Origin of the sequence: Beduini sp., from assembly GCF_047239305.1 — a bacterium.
Taxonomy (GTDB): Bacteria; Bacillota_I; Bacilli_A; order Erysipelotrichales; family Coprobacillaceae; genus Beduini.
This window is the reverse complement of the sequence record NZ_JBKTEM010000001.1, coordinates 226,735-245,668: the sequence shown is the minus strand read 5'-3', so window position 1 is coordinate 245,668 and position 18,934 is coordinate 226,735. Positions and strand designations below refer to the sequence as shown.

The window sequence follows — 18,934 nt, the reverse complement described above, 5'->3', positions numbered from 1 at the left end:
TTGCTCTTTAGTTTTAAAGGCTCAAGGCTCTATTTAAATGAATTAACAAAATTCATTAACCATACTTTTGCTTTCTCACTTTCAACCTTTTTCTTCTCTTCTTCGCTTATAGAGTGATTAAAGTCGTATGGCTTTTCTGCATAATTTTTCGGTTGTTTCCCTTTACTTCTTCCCCACATGTTAAAAAGTGAGGTGCTTATCGCATCATAGAAGTAAAGCCCTTGCAACCATTTTTCTTGGTTTATACGTTCTTGATTTAGCTTATCTGCTTCACGATAATATTTTGTTAAACAAACATCATCATTCCAATATTGGTCATAATTCATACCAATAGATAAATAAAAAGGAAACATTTTATAAAATGTCTCCGTTAATCTTATATTTTTATTAGTGGAAGTATTTAATTCAGTTTCTTCCACTTGATTGCGTTTTTTGATGGTTCACCAAACAATGTATTTACCGTTTCTAAATACATTACACTTAATTGTTCGATCAATCCGCTTTTATCTTCTAAATTAGATAGAATCTCATCTGTCAAATTAGGATCGACATCATGTTGTTTAGCTAAAAATGAATATCTAAATAACTTAGGAATCATTGTTACTGGTTTACTCTGCACTTCTGTAACATCAAAACCATCTTCTTCCATTTTTTCAACTACGGATCTTGTAAACTGTAAAGTATAACTTTTTTCTTTATATTCAAATTGAATTCTCTTTGCCATTTTCATTTCTCCTTATATATTAAGATTGTGATATCGTTGGTTTCGCTTCCCAAATTGGAGCTCCTGTAGGTGTAACATATACACTTGTCTCTAAAATTGAATCCACGCTAGTTGATGGTAATCCCATTTCGCTTGGTTCTCCTGTAAAAAATGCTGCTTTTTCTAATTCAGGATGTTCAATTACAAACCATACTGATTTACCATCAGCTTTAGCCGCTTTATAAGCTACGACTAATTTATCCCATTCAGTCATTAAATCCTCTGTGAAGTTTGCTGTGAAAGATAATGCTCCACCTAAATCTTTTAAACCTTTAATATAAGTCTTATATTCTAGTTCTGATAACGTTGTAGAATCTAATGTATTTGGTTCCGGATTTAATTCAGGTGTTTCCTTAATATCCGGAACATATGAATAACCTGTTGTTGGTCTAGTTCCTTTTGTTGTTTCTACTGCATATCCAACGTTTACTCCTGCAGTACTTAATGCAATTCCCATTTTATTCCCTCCTGTTAAATTGAATTGTTTTTTGTAAATCTTACTATTCTTCGAGATATACTTGAATCTGAATTTGAAATGGATTCATTAAAGCTACGATAATACCCTAACGAATCCATGACATCATTAATATGTGAAACTATTTCTTTTGTTTGTTTTTCCCTACCAATATTTAGATTACTAAATACTTCAAACTGATAATTCTCAATGGCTACATTTTCACGTTGATCAAATGTTGAAAACATTGTATTTACACTCGTTCCTTTTTGAATGATATAAACACAAGGAAATTGCAATGGTATATTTTCAGATGTTCTTTGAGTGATATAAATATCTTCGTAAGTTTCTCTTAATTTTTCTGAAACTAATTCAAACACTTTATTTTCATGATCTATCATTAAATATCTCCTTTACAATTCGATTCATTTTTTCATATCTTAATTCCAATGATGATTCATACATAAATGGTCTAGCTTCCATTCCTTCAGTAAACACTAATCTATCCAATTCCGGATTATAGTAATACCATCCAAACTTAACCTGCCCATTTACGTTATACCACCCAATACATTGACCTGTGGCATAAGAATAATTGAATCCATCAATTGATGGATGTCCATTCTTAGAACCGACAACACCGGTACCAAACTCTACAAAAATAGCGTGTTCACTGTCTACACTAATAATTGCGGTATTGCCGTTTAGTGTATAGCTTAAGCTACTGGCAAGTTCTCCTGTCCAATGTATTTCTTGTAAACGCTTAGCAACACAACTATAGCCTTCATCACCCAACCTGCTTATTAAATCTGTAGTTTTTCTTTTAAGTGCAGTATTGTAATCATTTATTTTTTTTCTTGCTTCATCGATAGATTCTTGACTAAGTTTTATTTTTACTTTCATTATTTGCCTTAATTTTTTTAATAGCATAACGAATGCAATTAATCGATTTAGCCACGGCTTTTACTTCATAATCGCATTCATCGGTTAAATGATCACTTTCTATCCATAGCTTTGTGTATTCATCAATTTGGCAATTAATATCATGAATAATCATCTCTCTATCATAATCTAAATCTTTACCGAATGCTTGATTTTCTGTAGAACCTTTATCGCTTGAAATTTGCATTTTGATTTCTTTAATAGGTGAGTAGCCCTTCACCTTATTACCAAATTCATCGTATGCTTCTCCCTTACCATAAAGTGAATAGAATATTTTTTTCTTACCTCTAACGATTGACCGCATTGCTATTTCCTCCAATCTTCACTATAACCTCTTTTTTGCACGATTTACACCACAAAAAAAGAACTCCTTGTGTTCCTTTGGCATATCTTCCTATTCGCTTTGTATGTCCTTTTTTCAAGCATTCAGTGCAATATATATCATATCGTTCCAACATAAGGAATAATCAAACTAATTAGTTCAACGGATACATCTGCACTAGACCATGAACGATTCACTCCTGCTTCTGAGTGTGATTTTTCTCCCTCAGCACCCATTTTTGAATACAATTCTTTAGCAATTCTAATTTGCAATCCTAAATACCTTTGTTCAAGTTTCTCAGGATATTTTTTGTAGGGAAATCTATTTTCTAAAATAATATCTTTTGATGATTCTAAAAGAGATAAAAGTAGCTCATCATCTTGGCTTCCTTCAATCTCCGGTAACTGTTTTTTTAATTTTTCTAATTGCGTATCCAATAGGATCACTCCTATTCTTTCTTTTCTGTGGACTTAGTTGTCTTTTTTCTTTTTGGCATTTCATCTTCCTTTTCAGGAAGTTCTTCACCGGCATAATAATATTTATCTCCAATTTTAATTGTGTGCGTTGCTTTCACATTATTTCACCTTTAAAACAGCAACTTCATCCATACGTTCATAACTTGGCAACACTGTTTCAGCAATTACAGTTTTAACGCCAATCGGATCTCCTGATTCCTTGATTACACGACAAGCAATATGACCATCAATTAATTTGAATCCCTCTCCCCCCTCAATTTCTTCAGGTGTTGGAGCGAAGATAACATTGCCTAATGCCCCATCCGGTAATAACGTTACATACCCTTCAGGATAATAATCTTTTGTATTCCCTTCTTCATCTTTGAATTTTTTATCATACAAGATGATAGAGATATTTAATTCTTCTTGAATAAAGTTTTTAACTACTTTTTTTGTTAAATAAATATTAGCAGTTGCATTTTGTGCTAAAATTCGATCTTTAATTTCTTTACATTTAAGTAATAAATTGAATGTTTTTGTGTTCATCACAATTTTTGTTACAACTGTTCCTGTTTCTGTTTGTACTTTCTCTATAGCTGCTTCTAAGTCACTGATAGGTGTTGCAGTATCAAAAGCTGTCCATAGAGCCGTTGTTTTTAATTCTGTATAGTTTGTTGCTTTCCATGCACCATCAGGATCATAATTATATTCATAATCTGTATCATCGCCACCCATTACAATCTTAACATTCCCATTATCGGTTGATAATAATTGCATTGCCATACGTTCAGCATTCACATAAGCAGATTGTACTAAATTGATTTCATCTTCATAAATACGAGAAACGGCATCTTTCAAATATGGATCATTATTCGTAACTGCTCGATGAATATCCATGATATCTTTTTCTTTTAATTTATACGCTTCTTTAAAATACGGTAATTCCGTTGTTACTTTTTCAATTCCAATACGATCTCTAAATGTTGCTTTAGCATCATAGGCACTCGCTTTTAACACAGCATGTACACCCTTATGACCTTTGATCCATGAAATATCCAAAGTTTCTTTTTTAGTATACGGAAATAGTAATCCTGCACCTAAAAATGAAACTTTATTTGTTTGTGATTCTGTCCACACAGAACTTAATACTGTTGGTTTAATTAAATCTAATACGTTCATATTTCCCTCCTATTATGCCGTTGGATATTCTTTCCCGCTAAATTTTATTTGTGGCATTGCTTTTCTTGCTGCTTCCGTTGGTAAGGTAATTTTTTTAACGTCTACCATCCCTCTAACTAACAGAGCTGTAGGTCGCTTACCGTAGGTTACATCGGTATCATAAAGCAAAATACCTTGTGCTGTTGCATCATCTTTTGGATACGGAGTCCCAGCTTTAATAATCTTTTTACCATCGCTATCTATTTCAACGCCGCTATCATCAACAACTACTTTAATAGCAGCATAATCATCGTTCAAAAGAATCTCTTTTGAAGATCCAAATGTTTCTTTTTTAAATTTCATATTTTCCTCCTAATTATTCGAATACGCTAGTATCTGCTTCTTTTGATGTGTGTACTAATTCTTTTACAAATGCTGTTGTTTCATCTGCTTCATCTTCATTACCTGCAGGTGGTCTAGGCATATCTTTCAAAATATTTTCTTTAACTTGTGCTTCTGTAGCTTCAATTTTCGCACTAATAACATTAGCAAATCCATGTGCAATATTTCTTGTGATGTCTAGATCTTCATTAATTACATTATCAATAAAATCTTTATAATCATCTTCTTTAAGACCAGCATTAACTAGGATTTTCTCGGCTTCTAATTTTGACAATTGCATTTTAAACTTAATTTCATTTTCCTTTGCTGCGTTTAATGCTTCTTGTAGTTTTTGTTCATCCGTCAATTGAGATTGCTTAATAGTATCTAGCTCGTCAGCTTTATCTTTTAATTCATTAATCTCAATATCCTTATTAGCTAATTGTGTTTTTAATTTATTAATAGATTTTCCATTTTCAGCTAATACTTTATCAGCCTGTTCTTCTGTTAATCCCATAGCGATTAAATCTTCTTTTTTCATTTTATTCTCCTTTGCTTTTTAGGCGGTAGCATCGCTCTTTGGATATCCCGTTTGTTATCCCTCTTAGGATTGAGTACATAGTCTTGTTTTAGTTCCACGACAAAGGAACAAAATAAAAAACACTCCCTAGTGTTATTTAACAAATATATACTTATCTTCTTTTTCAAAATCACAACACAGACATTTATAAGTTATTTTCTTTACCTTAATTCCTGTATCGTAATCTGTATGAATTTTACTTTTAACTTCATATAACTTATGACAACATTTTGGATCCCCTCTAATTCTTATTCTTGATGTAAACTTACTCATGAGTGTTTACAAAGCTTCCTTCACTTTTATCTTTTAAGGCATTACTGCTTGCATTATATAACCATTTTTTATCCATATATTCTTTAGATGTCACATAGACTTCTTCAGGATCACTGTATAATCCACTTGTTTGCAATGCAACACGAGGGTGAACACCACTTTGCAACTGATTCATTAATGCTTGTGTCTTCGTTAATATGTTATCTGTTCTGTTTCGGTTAAACTTGATTTCCATTTCTCTAAGATTAATGTGTTTAAGCGAATCATCTACAGTAGATGTCATTGACAGAATATTACTAACAACTTTTAAAAATTGGATTTCTGCTTCTTTAAAACTCTCTTCATCAGCCTTTGCTCTTGATTCTGCATTAGCCCAACCTTGTCCGATAATTAGAGCCTGTCCTGTGTTTCCACCAGCACTAGCCTGTCTATCAGGTACACCACAAATTTGTAAAATTGTCTGATATATATCATCAACAAGCACTTGTGTTTGTGATTGATCGAGTGCGCTAGTAATAATTCCAACATCAGCTTGTAAACCTTCCCTTGAAAATATCTTTATCGCACCTAATTCTTTCATTGTTTTAAAATCCGTCTCATCTATATCAACATTAACAAATTTCATGAAACTTTGAATAAATTGTTCAACGCCATCCATTCTATTAGATACTGAATTATTTAACGCATCTAATAAATCAATGACTATTTCAAATGCACCAAGCCTAGATGGGTTAAGTGGATATTCAATAATCGGAAGATATCCCATAATGTGCTTTTTTTCTTTAATCTTACGTTCTGTTTTAGAGATTCCTGTTTCCAAATTAATGAGACTATTCTCAATCTCAAAACATTGATTGTCAGTATAAATGGTCCATGTCGTTAAACCATTAAATTCAGTTTTTTTACCACAAAGCCAAGGCTTTTCGCCAAATCCTGTATCATAACAAACAAAACATTCTAACGGGTTAACTATTTCTGTTTCAAATGGGTTAAGTTCGCCGGGCTGTGTAGGAAATATCATTCTATAACCAGTTCCACAAATGTACATCCATTCAGCTAATCGTCTATCCTTTACACTTTTACCATCATATGCCATTAATTCATTAAGAGCAGAAATCGCGCCATCTTCCTTGATTTCTCCTGTTGGACCATCTTTAGATTTTTTAATATATTGAATCTGTTCTCCGAAAGTATATCCTACTTTAAAAGATATAATTTCGTAAGCGTGATTTGTTACTATCTTATTATTTATTTCAGGTCTAACTTCCTTTACACGATGATTAATAGGTTGGTTTCCTCTATAATAATTAAGCAAATAACACATATCATCCCTATTTTTTTCATAAATAGGAATAATATAATCTAAAATTTCTTGTACATTTTGTTTATTTATTACTTTCTTTGGATATCTTATTTTTTTTCTTCCAAATAAAGTCTTCTTTTCATCCAATAGTCATACCTCCTTATATGGGTCTTTTAAATATTTCAGGTTTATAATAATTACTTTTATTTATATATAAGGCAAACATTGCCAGCGCATCTACACCATCATCATGTGGGTTTCTACCTGCCATAGTATAACTACAAATATCAGTAATAAATTTTGCGTATTGATCGCCATTTTTATAAGTCGATTTATCTCTAAAATAGAAATTTGATTTAACAAAGTCTGAATTGGTGATAATTCTTGTTTCCTTATTTGTTGTAGTATATTTTTTAGTCAGTTTACAGCGACCTCCCCGCTCTTTTACTTCCTTTTGAACATCATCACAGATATTCCCTCCAGCGTTGTTAGATTCAAACTGCCCTTGTTGTACATCATTTCTTAAAATAGCGTTAACTAGTTGTGGTTTTACATATGTTGGTGGAGCATTATCATAAACAATATCATGTATATAAATATCATCAGCATATTTATAGCCAATTAACATACACGTGTAGTCCGTACCACTATTTGCTGTATCGCTTAAACATAAAATTGCATCCGGTTCGTCAATGGGTAATTCATAATATCTTTTGAGTTCTTCAATTTTATACAACTGTCCTTCACGTTCTACAGGTTCACCCATATACAAAGCTCTAAATGAAGCGTCGTCCATGGTTTCCTTCATATCTTCAAAGTAAGCAGTGTCAAATCCGACTCCATAGTCATACTCAAAATTAGAGTTATCACATTCATCTAAAGCAGGGATATTAATAAACCTTGCTTTTTGGTTATTTTCATGAATTAATTGTAATCTTCCAATTGGATCATAAATACTCCAACGTGTAGCGATATGTATTTCTTTACATTTTTGTTTTTTACGAGACTTCAAATCGTTACCATATTTACTCCAAAGGCTATCCATACGTTGCTTTGACATAGCCTCTTCAATACCACTGACCAAGTCGTCTGCGTATAAATAACGCGAACATCTTGTTGCCCCCGTTAACGACCCATCTATACTTCGACAAGTCAAAGTTTTAAAACGATTAGGCTTGTTTAGGTTAATAGTTTCATCTTTTGAATTTGTGCCTTGCAATACAACATCGCCAAATATATCATGCCATAAATAATCAGGATCATTGATTACAGTTAATGCACCATCATAAAAGGATCTTGTTAATTTATCACTATGTGCTGAAGCCAAATTGCAATCGTTTGGATATTTCCCCATAATCCAAGATAAAAACATTATTCCTAGTGTTGACTTACCCACCCCGGGAGGAAGTGATAATGTTAAAATGTCTAATGTATCATCTTCCAAATCTTGAAAAGCTTGTATAACTCCGTGCTTTAAGAAGATATTTCTTCTAGGCTGATAAAACCGCTCATGTGGTTCTCTTTCAAATTCCAAATAAAGCAAATAACTATCAAAATCAATTAATGAATCAAATTTTAATGCCTTTTTATACAACTCTAAAAATTTAACTCTTATTTCAGCACTAATTTTTTTATCATTAATTCTTTTTAAGCACTCAAACTTCAATTGTTTATTTTTTTCATGAGATGTTGGGTAATATTTTTGATCTTTTGTTAAATTCTCTTGCTCCAGTCTTTTTAATGCTACTAGATAATCGTTTACATCTGTTGGATCATCAAATCCACGCTTCTCTAATCTCTTTATAATAGTTTCAATTTTAATAGTTATCATCTCCTTTAAAGCAAAAACGCCATATGTAATGACGTTTTGGAAATCTCTTTCTACTCTCTGCTAGATGAGCTATAAACTCACTATTGTGGTCTAATTAAAGGTATGTCTGCTTAATGCAATACATTTATGCTACCCAAAAGCAGCCATAACATTATTCCCTTAATTACTAACTAGCACTTCATTAAGTGTTATTTTTGTTACTGGTTTTATGATAGTTCACTTAGAATTCTTATCAAGGCTATAAAAATTAATTTTTATCCTTAAAAAATCCTAAAACATTACTTGCTTTTTCAAATATCACGGGTCCTAAAAAAGCAACTATATCGCATAATTCTTCTTGGCTATAGTTCTCGTTAAAATGCCCATAACTAAATAAACATGCATGTACCATTTCATGAATCAATATTTTTTTAAAAATACTTGCAGATAAATTTTTATCAATATGAATTGTTCCGTTAATAAAGTTTGTAAGACCAAGATTTTGTGTCTCTTGCTCACCTTCTATCATATTTAAGTTTTTATCATAAGTATCACAAATATAAATATTCCAACAAATCTCATTGAATTATAATTTCAAACATATGTTAACCTCCGCTTATCTATATAAAAAAAGCGCTATTCAAGCGCCAACTTCTTAAAATCTATTTTTTTGATATTTTTTTCAAGAACCATTTTATATGCTTCAATCTCATTTTTTTTGCATACTTTTAATACCTTCTCTTTATATTCTTTAGTCATCTTAGAACCGATGTAAATCGAAGTAGGTTTAATGAATATAATTCCTTTCCCCAAATTATTTTCATCTTCTAAACCAACCCCATTAATTAGTCTCCATTCATATTCAAATGAAAACTCACTTGGTTTCTCAATAAGTCTATTAAAAATTTCATCACTAAAACAGTTACAACTTTTAAACTCTTTTATATTTTTATATACAACAGGATAAAATGTAAACTCATTACTATCTTTATTTAATAAATTCATATAAAGCATGAGTTCATTAAAATCATATTCTAAACAAAAGCCTTTAAAACCATTCGCATAGTTAGCCCACATATTGAAATTATATAAATCTTCTGTAAAGCAAGCGATATAAAACATAGCCTTAAATTGTTCACGTATTACTTTATCTAAATATTCATTTTTTAATTCATTTTCATTAAACATTGGAAATTGTTTGATAATTTCTTTCTTTAGTAAATCATAATTATAATTCTTTCCTAAAAATATTTCCCCTTCAAATATATCGTTTAATTCATTTAAATTTGACAACCAAAGCTTATCATTTTGAAGATAATCTAAATTATAATCATTATCAACACGAAATCTATATAGTTTTTTATTATTATAATGTTCTTGCATAAATTTATTTATTTTTTGTAATTTAATTTCATTATTTTCTTTACTATTCAAAATTTTAATAAATTTATTTGCTAAGACATTTCTTTTAAGAACTTTTTTTAAATCCGCTTCTAAACTCATATATTACCTCTCATATTTTCATCAACCAAATTATACCAACTCCTACGAGATATACCTAATTCCTTGCTAGCTTGCGATGCAGACATCTTTTTACTTTCTACGAGTTCTTGATACTGTTTGAATAAATCGCTTGTTATCGAAAGCTTAGGGCGTCCAAACTTGACACCACGTTTTTTTGCAGCTTCCATTCCTTCTTTAACTCTAGTGATTAATTCCTCACGTTCGTTTTGAGCAAAGCTAGCCAACACTTCTAAAATAATATTATTAATCATCTCCACTACCCATTCTTGACCTTCTATCTCAATAAGTGTTGTTGGCATATTCAATATTCTGATAATTACTCCTTTATTCTTGAACCATGTAAATTCTTCTTTAATTAAATCTTTATTTCTTCCAAATCTATCTAGGGCATGAACGATAACTTCATCGCCCTTTTTTACATTCTCTTTTAATTCTTGATACCCTTTTCTTTCAAAATTCTTTCCTGACTTCTTATCTGTAAACAAACGATCCACTTTCTTATATTGGTTGATTGAATCTAGCTGTCTGCTTAACGACTGACCATTAGTTGATACTCTTGCATAACCATAGATCATTCAGATTCACCCTCTTTCAAATTTTCCTCTATTATCAATAACATCGGTAGATTCATCTAAAATTATCGTTCTCTCAGCTTTGTTATCACCATATTTAGGTTTTATAACAATTTCATAGCCTAACTCATTACATATATCAATCAACATTCCTGCCTTCATTTCATTTCTTATTACAACATTCCCAATACTTGAAGGGCTTTTATATCCCATCTTCTTAGCAAGTGATGCATGAGATAAATTATTATCCTTTATTAATTTAGTCAATGTTTCTTTTATATTCATATTGTTCCCTCATTTCTTTATCTAAGACAACAATACACTAAATAATGATTTATGTCAATCATTAAATAATGTATTTTATTTTTTTAGGATGCTAATGGGGGTGACTACATACTGGTGGATCTTCCTATAAAGTGTGGGGGTACCTATATTTTACTTATAATAATGTGTATTAAACAAGTGTTTTTTACACATTCATATTCAATTTAAGTTAAATCATTATTTAATGTATAAAACTATTTACTTAATCATTAATTAGTGTATAATATAAGTGTAATCATTATTAAGTGATTGCAAATATATAGAAAGGAGGATACCCATGAAAGAACAATTTAAATTGTATGTTGTTTTGTGTATTAAAAAAGGCTTGAAACCCTCACACGGTAACAGCCTTAAACAGTACATAGAATCTATTAGATAGGTTCTATAGTGGGAGTTCACCGCTCCCACTACCAATTATAAAGTATTCGTATTTAAATATCAACAACAGATCAGCATAAAGAAAAGGAGTTTATAAAATGAAAAAAATAATTATCGGGCAACATGAGTTTGAAGTAGTTAAAAAAATACCATACGGACACGTTGTTTGGAATGTCCCCATGAATGATGGTTATCTACTACTATGTTCATTATTAAATATAGAAGGTATAGGAATGTATGGAGTAGATACCAACACACTTAGAGCAATCAAACTAGAACAATCTAAAATAGACATTATTAAAAAAGCAGCCATTGAGGGACTAGGTTCAGCGAACAAAATAAAAAAATACATCAAGAGAAACGAACACAGTAGCAACCCATATACATTATCGAAAGTTGAAAAAGGGAAAAAAGCGCTAGAAATATTAGAAACATTAATGTAATAGACGATTAATCAATTACCTATTGATACAACTTTAAATAGCTCTGATGAGTCTTTGCAAATTAAGACGAAACTAGATGACCTTTAGTTATCTAGTCAGCTATAAAGCTAGAAAGAAGGAAAGAAAATGAATACGATGAACGTTAAAGAATTAGGCTTTCAATTAACAGCCTATGAATGTAATGGATTTGTTAATTATAACGAGGGAGTATTAGATATCATAGTTAATGGTTACCTTTACTCATTGTGTGATAATGAAGTAATTAGCTTGTATGGAAATTATTTAAACGAATGTGATAGTAATAATGCTATTTATAAATTTTGCGAAGAGTTTTTCGATGAACATTTCACAAATCCATATGAAGCTGCAAGAGCCACTCAATTTGGCAATGTAAATTGGGCCGATGAGTTTATAAGGTTTGACGGTTATAACAATTTACAAAGCACTAATATTTATGCTCTGTTAGATGAAGCAAGAGACAACAACGATTTTAAAGCTTATGTATTAGAAAACTACTTAGATGATTACACTGACGAAGATTATAAAAAAGAGGCTTTAAAAGAAGCTTTAAAACTATTAGAAGCGGGGTATTAATAATGATGGACAGGCTGCTAAGATCCACTAGATCAGTAGCAGTACCCACACACACTCGTTAGGGCGAGTATAAAAAGGCTTTAAGCCCTAAGCGTTGACACTCATAAACATTGAGTGTCAGGTAGCAGAAAGGAGAAGCTACAATGAATTACTCTATTATACTACTTGAAAGATATTACATATCGCATAATGATATTTTTTGTTTGATAATTAAAAAGTTGCTTTCTATGTACTATAGATGATACTTGATATTGTCCTAATATTAAATAAAGCTTATAATTAAATTAGTTTACTGGAGGTAATCGATATGTTAAAACTTCTATTCTTGATAATGTTCGGTATTCCGTATTACATGTGTAAATTAGCAATTATGTTAATAGCCGCACCTATTGCTTGGATATGGGCATTTATAGCTGGCTTCAATACATCAGCTAACAAACGTTAGAGAGGTTCACCCTCTCTTTTTTTGTACCCAAATAATACTATTTCCAGCACCTGTATTGATGCTTTTTTTTATTCTTTGAAAGGAAACAGATTTAGTCTCCACTTCTAATCAAAAAATAAAAATTACTCATCAAATTTCACTTAATCACTCCGTCAAATTTTTACTTTTAGAAATTTATATTTATAGATCCATCTTGCTTTTAATTAATTATTTGTATTTTCACTAAGCACTTCTATATAACCGCGTAATATTTAATACCATTCACATTTTTAGTTGTTATTTCTCTAAATTTAATGATTTTTTGAAAAAATTAACAGTTAAAAAATATGAATTGAATTTGATGATTTTTATCTCTAAATCGTTCTAGTTGTAGTGACTTCCCTCTTTATTTTCTTTGAATTTAATCAAACAATGTAACCAATTCAGCTAAACACTACATATTAACTATTTTTAAAGAGTTACTATACTAGTTGTTAATCATTATAATACGTTATTTATACTTTGTTACTATTTACTTGTTATATATTTGTTGATAGATTGATAAAAATAGGTTCATTTTCTTTTGCTGTCATACATAATTCGATATTTGGTATAAATACCTATTCATTTATAAATGCTTTTATATGGCTTAATTTGACAGATTTTAAGTGATGTTACTTCTCTGTGTAATCGGCATCAATAGTTACTTGATTCATTGAGTCTAAACGTCTAGTTATTTCTTCAATGGAACGATCTTCTTCATGAGTGGTATGGATTGTTGTTTCTACCTTATCTACCATGCCGTGATAGTTCTTAGAACGCCATATATATACTGCATCTCTTACTTCTCCATCTTGTGCTTTAGCATCGTCAAATTCCTCTATGAATTGGTGTGCTAATCTAACTTCATAGGCTATTTCATTGCCTAATTGTCCATTTTCCCAAGATGATAAGGTGTTCTTAGTAATCCCTATAAAAGTAGCTAATCCATTTATGGTTGGATTCATTCCACCTTGATAACATAGTTCAATGTATTCAGTAAAAGCCATGTTAAATTCCTCTGCGGAATTAATTCGTGGTCTTCCGGTGTGCATAACTCCTCTTAGCTTAGATAACTTTTCTAATAACATTCTTGTTTTAATGCGTTGGGTTTGATCTTTCTCTATTAACGGTTTATATTGCTTTGCTTCCGTTTTAGGAATACTCCCCCAATACTTCTTATTCCATGTTTGTACGGTTCGTTTATCAACTTCATATTTCTTAGCTATTTGTTCATAAGTCATACCATTTAGGAAGTCCATTAAGGCTTCATTACGTCTTTCTTCTCCCCATTCGACTCTTTGTTCATTCGTCATATGTGCTAGTTCATATGGATCATATTTCGCCATTAATTTTACCTCCTTTACTGATATTTTTTAACCTATTTCATTCATAGCATTCCCACTTCATAAGTAGGTGTACCCCTATACATTTAATGTATAAATTAAGAATGAATTTAATACTTTTACCATATAAAAAGAACCATTAAAGGTTCTCAAACTCAATCTGATTATTACAAATTCTTATCTATTTTTCTAAGTTAATCGATGGTCTCCAATCATCAACATATTCTAACGCTTCATCATATCTTGATTTCATAAGATGTCAGTTTAAAATATCGTTTGTAATCTCCCAAACTAAATAAAGTTCCTCATACGTTCATATGCTAAAGATTCTTGGTAACTGTGATATTTATTCTAATGTCATTTTTATATACAGCAAAAAAGACCCTTAGGTCTCTCTCGTTATTTGTAATAGAATCAGCTTATATTTTATGGCTTATTATAAAATACACATCTTCTTATTACCTCATTTCACATTATAATGATATCACATTTTGTTTGTTTATTTAGGTATATTGCTGTCTCTTTTAGTTTCAATTGGTTTCATTTTGTTTTGGACTTAATTCAATTTCAATAAGTTTATTTATTGATCTATTTATAGAGTTTTTAACCGTTGGCAATGAAACATCTAGCTTCTTAGCTATTTCTTTATAAGAATATAACAATACATAACGATTAAACATGACACGGTACTTAAATCCGTCATCAATATTTCTAAGATAATTTTTTAATTCTTCCTTTGCGTTTGACAAATCTTTTCTTATCTCAATTAGTTTTAATTCTTCCTTGTCCTTTCTTTCTAACTGCAATGCTATGAGTTCCTTCCCTTGCATTGCAGTTGATTTTATTTGTTCTCCGAACTGAATGGATCTCACTTGCTCTAAATCAGCTTTAGCAGTATTATATCGGTCTTCCTGAACATCACAATCAATACTTAATGTTTTAACTTTAGTTAATTTAACTTTGACATTTGATTTAGCTTCTTTCTGATCCATTGTTTACCTCCAAAATATAATATACTGTTTTTTTATTTCCTACATCCGTTTTATATGTCTCGCTAACTCTAATCTTACAATCAAACCCATCACGTTTTAACAATTTTAACAATTCATCTTTACGCTTAAATAATTTTAAAGAAATACTAGCATTTCCATATGTTCTTAGTGCTTGGTATATATAATCAGGAATTTTAATAATTGTTCTTTTGCCGTTCATAATTTATTTTATTTTTATTATTATAAGCGCAGTATATTTCATCCCATGAGAATCCTAATTTGTTTCCTAACAAAAATAAAGCATGTAACCCTCTTACATTATTAGAACTAATTACAATTTCCATTAATAAATAATCTATTTCATATATATCAGCAAGTTTTCCAACATTATCATAATCATGATAAACGAAGCTAATTGGTACTTGATAATGGTATGCAAGAGATAATGAAAAGTGTAAACAATCTACATATTCTACAATTGCTTTTTCTCTATCATCTTTGCAGTCTTTCTTCCAATGTTTAAAGTTTGTTGGAACTTCATTCATAAGTTCACCTAATTCAACAAATAAAGCAATTTTAATATTTTTTTCAATATTCTCATTATAACTTTTAATTCCTCTATTTTTGAAAATATATGTATCAAGTTCTTTTTGTTGATCCATAAGCATTTTTAAAATTTTAATCATTTTATTCTTCCTTTCTTTGCTGCTACAACAACCATTGTAATTATTGTAGCTATTTCAACTAATACAGCGAAAATAACTCCACACCAAAATTCATTAATATACATTTATTTAATCATCCTTTCATAATCTTAAATACAAAGGTTGCCATAATCGCGATGATTGTGATTATATAAGCGCATTATTGTCAATACATCTTTATGTTCTGTATAATATCGATAACCAAATGTCTTTCTTAAACTGTGCATACCGAAAGTGTAATTGATATGTAAAGCTCTTTTTATGTCTTTTATGATCCGGTCTGCCTGTTGCCTAGATATTGCTTTGCATACACCGTCCGATCTTTGAGAAGGAAACATATAGTCGTAGTCCGTGAAGCTATTACGATCGACATACCCTCTTATTTCATCTAACAACTTTTTGTTAAGATTAAACATTTGCGACTTACCTGTCTTATTCTCTTTTATCTGAATGTGACCATAGATTAAATCTTTAACGCGTAGTTGCAACAGATCCTCTGCCCGGAATGCGGTATTGAATCCAACAAGAACTAACATATAATTACGATCATATTGCCAGTATCTTTCTTTCTGCCTTTTTTTTCGGCTCTGTCACGTTTTTGAAGTAAGTAATAGAGAATTTCCTCTAATTGTTTACTGTCTTTTACAGGCTTGGTTTGTTGCTTTCTCGCCGTTTTCTATTTTTTCCTTTGCGATGCGTGTTACATGTTTTAATACTGTGTTTAAATCCACTTTTTAATCCTCCGCATTCAAATATCTGCACCAACGCTGTTTGTTACAGGTTGGAGCTTTCGTGCATCTTGGTCGACTCTTACAATTCCACGAATGACCTTTTATATCAGCTTCTTTATGCCATCCTGCAGCCTTTAAGCTGGCTCCTGTTTCGCTATCCAAAATATAAGTAATAATTTTCTTGTATCCCATTTCCTTCGCAATCCTTGTCATTCGTGAATAAAGGAAGCTACAAGCATTATACGTACCGTCAGTACAGCACCTAACTACCTCGAGAGTTTTTCCGTCATCAAGATGTCTTGCTACTGGCCTTGCAACTTGTATAACTCCGCATATGTGTCCGTCTTCCGCTATGCACGCTAGCCTAAACTTATCTCGATAAACAGGTGGGTGGTGTCTGTGTAATTCGGCTACAAAATTATTAGCCTCCTTTAGTTCTATAGGTACGGCTCTCATCTTAATCCTCCAACAAGGTATCTATAACAAATTCCATTTGTATTTTTATGCAGTGGAATAATTCGGCATATATTTCGCAAACCTCTTTTACACCGACCGCATCTCCAAACGCTCCTTCAATTTGTTCTTTTATTTCTTCGATTTGACTATTCATTCTTTTTTGCCTCCCCAATCTCTATAATTTTTAATACATAATATTTTTCTTTCAGGCTCTATCATTCAAAACTCCAATCTATTCGCTGATCGCAAATTTCACAATGTTCTTCAGCGTCCAGTGGATTATGACAATACGCGCAAAGCGGTTCATCTGCTTCTTTGTAATATGGTTTAGTTGGTGTTGCTTTATCAATTAGTTCTTGCAAGGTATTAACATAATGGTTTATTTCGTCTTGATAAATAATTTCCTTATCGGTTTGTATTGCGAGCAAATCTAATGCCTCTTGATATTTATTCATTCTCTTTTCCCTCTCTAAACAACTACATATTCTGTTACTGTAATTGTTTTAGTTGTTACAACAGGTCTTACTTCAATAATCTTTGCGTCATAGAATTCATCTTCTTGCATTTCAGTTAGCCCTTCATCAAATCCAGTTTCAAAGTATCTATCACCAACTTGAAAATAAATAGTACACCATCTCGACCAACGTCTTGGTTCGCCATACACACGTTCGATTTCATCACCAAACTCTTGCCGTGCAATATTTTTGACATCATCCTCTGTTGTTTTACCTTCATCGAATCTTTTTAAAAAATCCACTTCATAATCCATTAATTTATTCATTCTTTTTCTCCTTTTGTTTTAATCTCTTCAAACACTTTTCTAAATCTCTTTTACGATAAGGACTTTTCGTTTTATTAAGCTCATTCTTCTATGGTCATTTTGTTAATTCCTCAAAGTCTGTGAAAATACTTGTTTGTCCGTCTGCAGTAATGCCATTAATGCGGTCAACAGCGATTTTATGCCACTTTTTATTGTTTTCTATTCCTATAAAATTAAATCCATTTACTTTAGCTGCTTCGCATGTTGTCCCTGATCCACAAAATGGATCTAATACGATTTGCCCGGCTTTTAGTACGTGTTTTAAATGTTGTTCTACTTGTTTAAGAGGTTTTATAGTTGGGTGCTTGTATAATTCTTTATCGGATTTATTAATTGGAGAAATAAAGTATTTACTTTTTAATTCATACCCCTCATTTAAAGGAACCCCTTTTTCCCTAAAATATAGACAATACTCAATATCCGGTAGCCAAACATTATTAGTAGTTGGACTTGGGTTAGACTTGCACCACACTAATATTTCAAATCGGCAACCCACATCATCAAAAAAATTGATAATATCTAAAATTTGCAATTTTGAACACCATATGAATACATTAATCTTTTTCATTACTCGAATAAATTCATTTAAAATTGAATAATCCACTCCATCTTCTAATCCGTTTTCTTTTAATTCCATTTTTTTCTTTCCCATACGTTTCGAAAGATCGCTTTCACCTTTACCGACATTAACATATTTATATGGAATATCGGTATAAATACAGTCGATGCTATTATTGGGAATTTTCTTTATTAATTCATATGAATCCCCTAGGACTATGCTGTTTTTATGTTCCTCTAACCAATTATTTTGTTTTTCCATTCAACTCCCCCTTTATAGCAAAGGCGGACTATTGTCCTGCCTCCGCTAATAATTGTTTTGAAAAATAAGCACGTTTCCAACTTAAATTCTTAAAATACTCCGGCTCTAATTCTATAAAATCTGCTTTATGCCATTCTCCTAATGTTTCGTCTAACACTGGTCTGTCCTTAGTTAGAAATACCCTACCGTTTATATCTTTAGTAATGCAAATATCATCATCAAAGACTTTTAAAAACTCAATTTCTTTTTTATTTAACATGGTTTGTTAACCTCCTTTTACAAGAATATTATTGGCGTCCTATCGTCTAATATTCTTTTTCAATTGC

The 18,934-nt window shown here is 31.1% G+C and carries 29 protein-coding genes; 2 read left to right on the top strand and 27 right to left on the bottom strand.

Annotated features, from left to right (window positions below; all coding sequences use genetic code 11):
- Positions 1-29 precede the first annotated feature (29 nt).
- The 17 genes from ACLRVU_RS01275 to ACLRVU_RS01195 form a co-directional block, all read right to left on the bottom strand.
- Positions 30-419 carry a hypothetical protein gene (locus ACLRVU_RS01275; RefSeq protein WP_412890354.1) on the bottom strand — a complete coding sequence of 130 codons (390 nt, stop codon included), beginning with the start codon at positions 417-419 and terminating at the stop codon, positions 30-32.
- Complete coding sequence (locus tag ACLRVU_RS01270) at positions 401-724, bottom strand: DUF5055 domain-containing protein (protein ID WP_412890353.1); 324 nt, start codon at positions 722-724, stop codon at positions 401-403. The genes ACLRVU_RS01275 and ACLRVU_RS01270 overlap by 19 nt, the downstream gene beginning before the upstream one ends.
- 19 nt (positions 725-743) lie before the next feature.
- Positions 744-1,220: a hypothetical protein gene (locus ACLRVU_RS01265; protein WP_412890352.1), complete on the bottom strand. Its 477-nt coding sequence runs from the start codon at positions 1,218-1,220 to the stop codon at positions 744-746.
- A 14-nt stretch (positions 1,221-1,234) separates the two neighbouring features.
- Complete coding sequence (locus tag ACLRVU_RS01260; protein WP_412890351.1) at positions 1,235-1,618, bottom strand: hypothetical protein; 384 nt, start codon at positions 1,616-1,618, stop codon at positions 1,235-1,237.
- Positions 1,605-2,120, bottom strand: a complete 516-nt coding sequence (locus ACLRVU_RS01255; RefSeq protein WP_412890350.1) for a hypothetical protein — start codon at positions 2,118-2,120, stop codon at positions 1,605-1,607. Before ACLRVU_RS01255 ends, ACLRVU_RS01260 begins: the two co-directional genes overlap by 14 nt.
- Positions 2,098-2,463 (bottom strand): hypothetical protein, encoded by a 366-nt coding sequence (locus tag ACLRVU_RS01250; RefSeq protein ID WP_412890349.1) that lies wholly within the window; start codon positions 2,461-2,463, stop codon positions 2,098-2,100. Before ACLRVU_RS01250 ends, ACLRVU_RS01255 begins: the two co-directional genes overlap by 23 nt.
- A 137-nt stretch (positions 2,464-2,600) precedes the next feature.
- Complete coding sequence (locus tag ACLRVU_RS01245; RefSeq protein ID WP_412890348.1) at positions 2,601-2,918, bottom strand: phage head-tail connector protein; 318 nt, start codon at positions 2,916-2,918, stop codon at positions 2,601-2,603.
- 11 nt (positions 2,919-2,929) lie between these two features.
- Positions 2,930-3,055 (bottom strand): hypothetical protein, encoded by a 126-nt coding sequence (locus tag ACLRVU_RS01240; protein ID WP_412890347.1) that lies wholly within the window; start codon positions 3,053-3,055, stop codon positions 2,930-2,932.
- 1 nt (position 3,056) lies between these two features.
- Positions 3,057-4,115, bottom strand: a complete 1,059-nt coding sequence (locus tag ACLRVU_RS01235) for a major capsid protein (RefSeq protein ID WP_412890346.1) — start codon at positions 4,113-4,115, stop codon at positions 3,057-3,059.
- 12 nt (positions 4,116-4,127) lie between these two features.
- Entirely contained in the window at positions 4,128-4,457 is a 330-nt protein-coding gene (locus tag ACLRVU_RS01230; protein ID WP_412890345.1) for a hypothetical protein, read from the bottom strand.
- Positions 4,458-4,470: 13 nt separating this feature from the next.
- Entirely contained in the window at positions 4,471-5,016 is a 546-nt protein-coding gene (locus tag ACLRVU_RS01225) for a hypothetical protein (protein WP_412890344.1), read from the bottom strand.
- Between the two features lie 304 nt (positions 5,017-5,320).
- A complete protein-coding gene (locus ACLRVU_RS01220) occupies positions 5,321-6,778 on the bottom strand; it encodes a phage portal protein (RefSeq protein WP_412890343.1) in 1,458 nt (485 codons plus the stop codon).
- A gap of 13 nt (positions 6,779-6,791) precedes the next feature.
- Positions 6,792-8,462, bottom strand: a complete 1,671-nt coding sequence (terL, locus tag ACLRVU_RS01215) for a phage terminase large subunit (protein ID WP_412890342.1) — start codon at positions 8,460-8,462, stop codon at positions 6,792-6,794.
- Positions 8,463-8,709: 247 nt separating this feature from the next.
- Positions 8,710-8,970: a hypothetical protein gene (locus ACLRVU_RS01210; RefSeq protein WP_412890341.1), complete on the bottom strand. Its 261-nt coding sequence runs from the start codon at positions 8,968-8,970 to the stop codon at positions 8,710-8,712.
- Between the two features lie 107 nt (positions 8,971-9,077).
- The gene (locus ACLRVU_RS01205; RefSeq protein ID WP_412890340.1) at positions 9,078-9,944 is read right to left on the bottom strand and encodes a DUF2971 domain-containing protein; all 867 of its coding nucleotides are present in this window, start codon (positions 9,942-9,944) and stop codon (positions 9,078-9,080) included.
- Positions 9,941-10,540, bottom strand: a complete 600-nt coding sequence (locus ACLRVU_RS01200; RefSeq protein WP_412890339.1) for a recombinase family protein — start codon at positions 10,538-10,540, stop codon at positions 9,941-9,943. The genes ACLRVU_RS01205 and ACLRVU_RS01200 overlap by 4 nt, the downstream gene beginning before the upstream one ends.
- Before the next feature lie 6 nt (positions 10,541-10,546).
- Positions 10,547-10,822 (bottom strand): hypothetical protein, encoded by a 276-nt coding sequence (locus ACLRVU_RS01195; RefSeq protein WP_412890338.1) that lies wholly within the window; start codon positions 10,820-10,822, stop codon positions 10,547-10,549.
- 515 nt (positions 10,823-11,337) lie between these two features.
- On the opposite strand from ACLRVU_RS01195, the gene ACLRVU_RS01190 reads away from it, so the two are divergent.
- Both ACLRVU_RS01190 and ACLRVU_RS01185 read left to right on the top strand, forming a co-directional pair.
- Positions 11,338-11,682 (top strand): hypothetical protein, encoded by a 345-nt coding sequence (locus ACLRVU_RS01190; RefSeq protein ID WP_412890337.1) that lies wholly within the window; start codon positions 11,338-11,340, stop codon positions 11,680-11,682.
- A gap of 126 nt (positions 11,683-11,808) precedes the next feature.
- The gene (locus ACLRVU_RS01185; protein WP_412890336.1) at positions 11,809-12,276 is read left to right on the top strand and encodes a hypothetical protein; all 468 of its coding nucleotides are present in this window, start codon (positions 11,809-11,811) and stop codon (positions 12,274-12,276) included.
- 1,098 nt (positions 12,277-13,374) lie between these two features.
- Here the strand turns inward: ACLRVU_RS01185 and ACLRVU_RS01180 are convergent.
- The 10 genes from ACLRVU_RS01180 to ACLRVU_RS01135 all read right to left on the bottom strand — a co-directional run bounded on the left by ACLRVU_RS01180 (position 13,375) and on the right by ACLRVU_RS01135 (position 18,867).
- The gene (locus ACLRVU_RS01180; protein ID WP_412890335.1) at positions 13,375-14,088 is read right to left on the bottom strand and encodes a terminase small subunit; all 714 of its coding nucleotides are present in this window, start codon (positions 14,086-14,088) and stop codon (positions 13,375-13,377) included.
- Between the two features lie 527 nt (positions 14,089-14,615).
- Positions 14,616-15,077, bottom strand: a complete 462-nt coding sequence (locus ACLRVU_RS01175) for a sigma factor-like helix-turn-helix DNA-binding protein (RefSeq protein ID WP_412890334.1) — start codon at positions 15,075-15,077, stop codon at positions 14,616-14,618.
- Between the two features lie 194 nt (positions 15,078-15,271).
- Complete coding sequence (locus ACLRVU_RS01170) at positions 15,272-15,763, bottom strand: dUTP diphosphatase (protein WP_412890333.1); 492 nt, start codon at positions 15,761-15,763, stop codon at positions 15,272-15,274.
- Positions 15,764-15,891: 128 nt separating this feature from the next.
- Entirely contained in the window at positions 15,892-16,317 is a 426-nt protein-coding gene (locus ACLRVU_RS01165; RefSeq protein ID WP_412890332.1) for a tyrosine-type recombinase/integrase, read from the bottom strand.
- Positions 16,318-16,515: 198 nt separating this feature from the next.
- On the bottom strand, positions 16,516-16,968 hold the full coding sequence (locus ACLRVU_RS01160) for an XF1762 family protein (RefSeq protein WP_412890331.1): 453 nt from the start codon (positions 16,966-16,968) through the stop codon (positions 16,516-16,518).
- Between the two features lies 1 nt (position 16,969).
- On the bottom strand, positions 16,970-17,122 hold the full coding sequence (locus ACLRVU_RS01155; protein ID WP_412890330.1) for a hypothetical protein: 153 nt from the start codon (positions 17,120-17,122) through the stop codon (positions 16,970-16,972).
- A gap of 61 nt (positions 17,123-17,183) precedes the next feature.
- Positions 17,184-17,396: a hypothetical protein gene (locus ACLRVU_RS01150; RefSeq protein ID WP_412890329.1), complete on the bottom strand. Its 213-nt coding sequence runs from the start codon at positions 17,394-17,396 to the stop codon at positions 17,184-17,186.
- A gap of 41 nt (positions 17,397-17,437) precedes the next feature.
- A complete protein-coding gene (locus ACLRVU_RS01145) occupies positions 17,438-17,749 on the bottom strand; it encodes a hypothetical protein (RefSeq protein WP_412890328.1) in 312 nt (103 codons plus the stop codon).
- A 94-nt stretch (positions 17,750-17,843) separates the two neighbouring features.
- On the bottom strand, positions 17,844-18,608 hold the full coding sequence (locus ACLRVU_RS01140; RefSeq protein ID WP_412890327.1) for a DNA-methyltransferase: 765 nt from the start codon (positions 18,606-18,608) through the stop codon (positions 17,844-17,846).
- Positions 18,609-18,636: 28 nt separating this feature from the next.
- The gene (locus tag ACLRVU_RS01135) at positions 18,637-18,867 is read right to left on the bottom strand and encodes a hypothetical protein (RefSeq protein WP_412890326.1); all 231 of its coding nucleotides are present in this window, start codon (positions 18,865-18,867) and stop codon (positions 18,637-18,639) included.
- Positions 18,868-18,934: the final 67 nt, after the last annotated feature.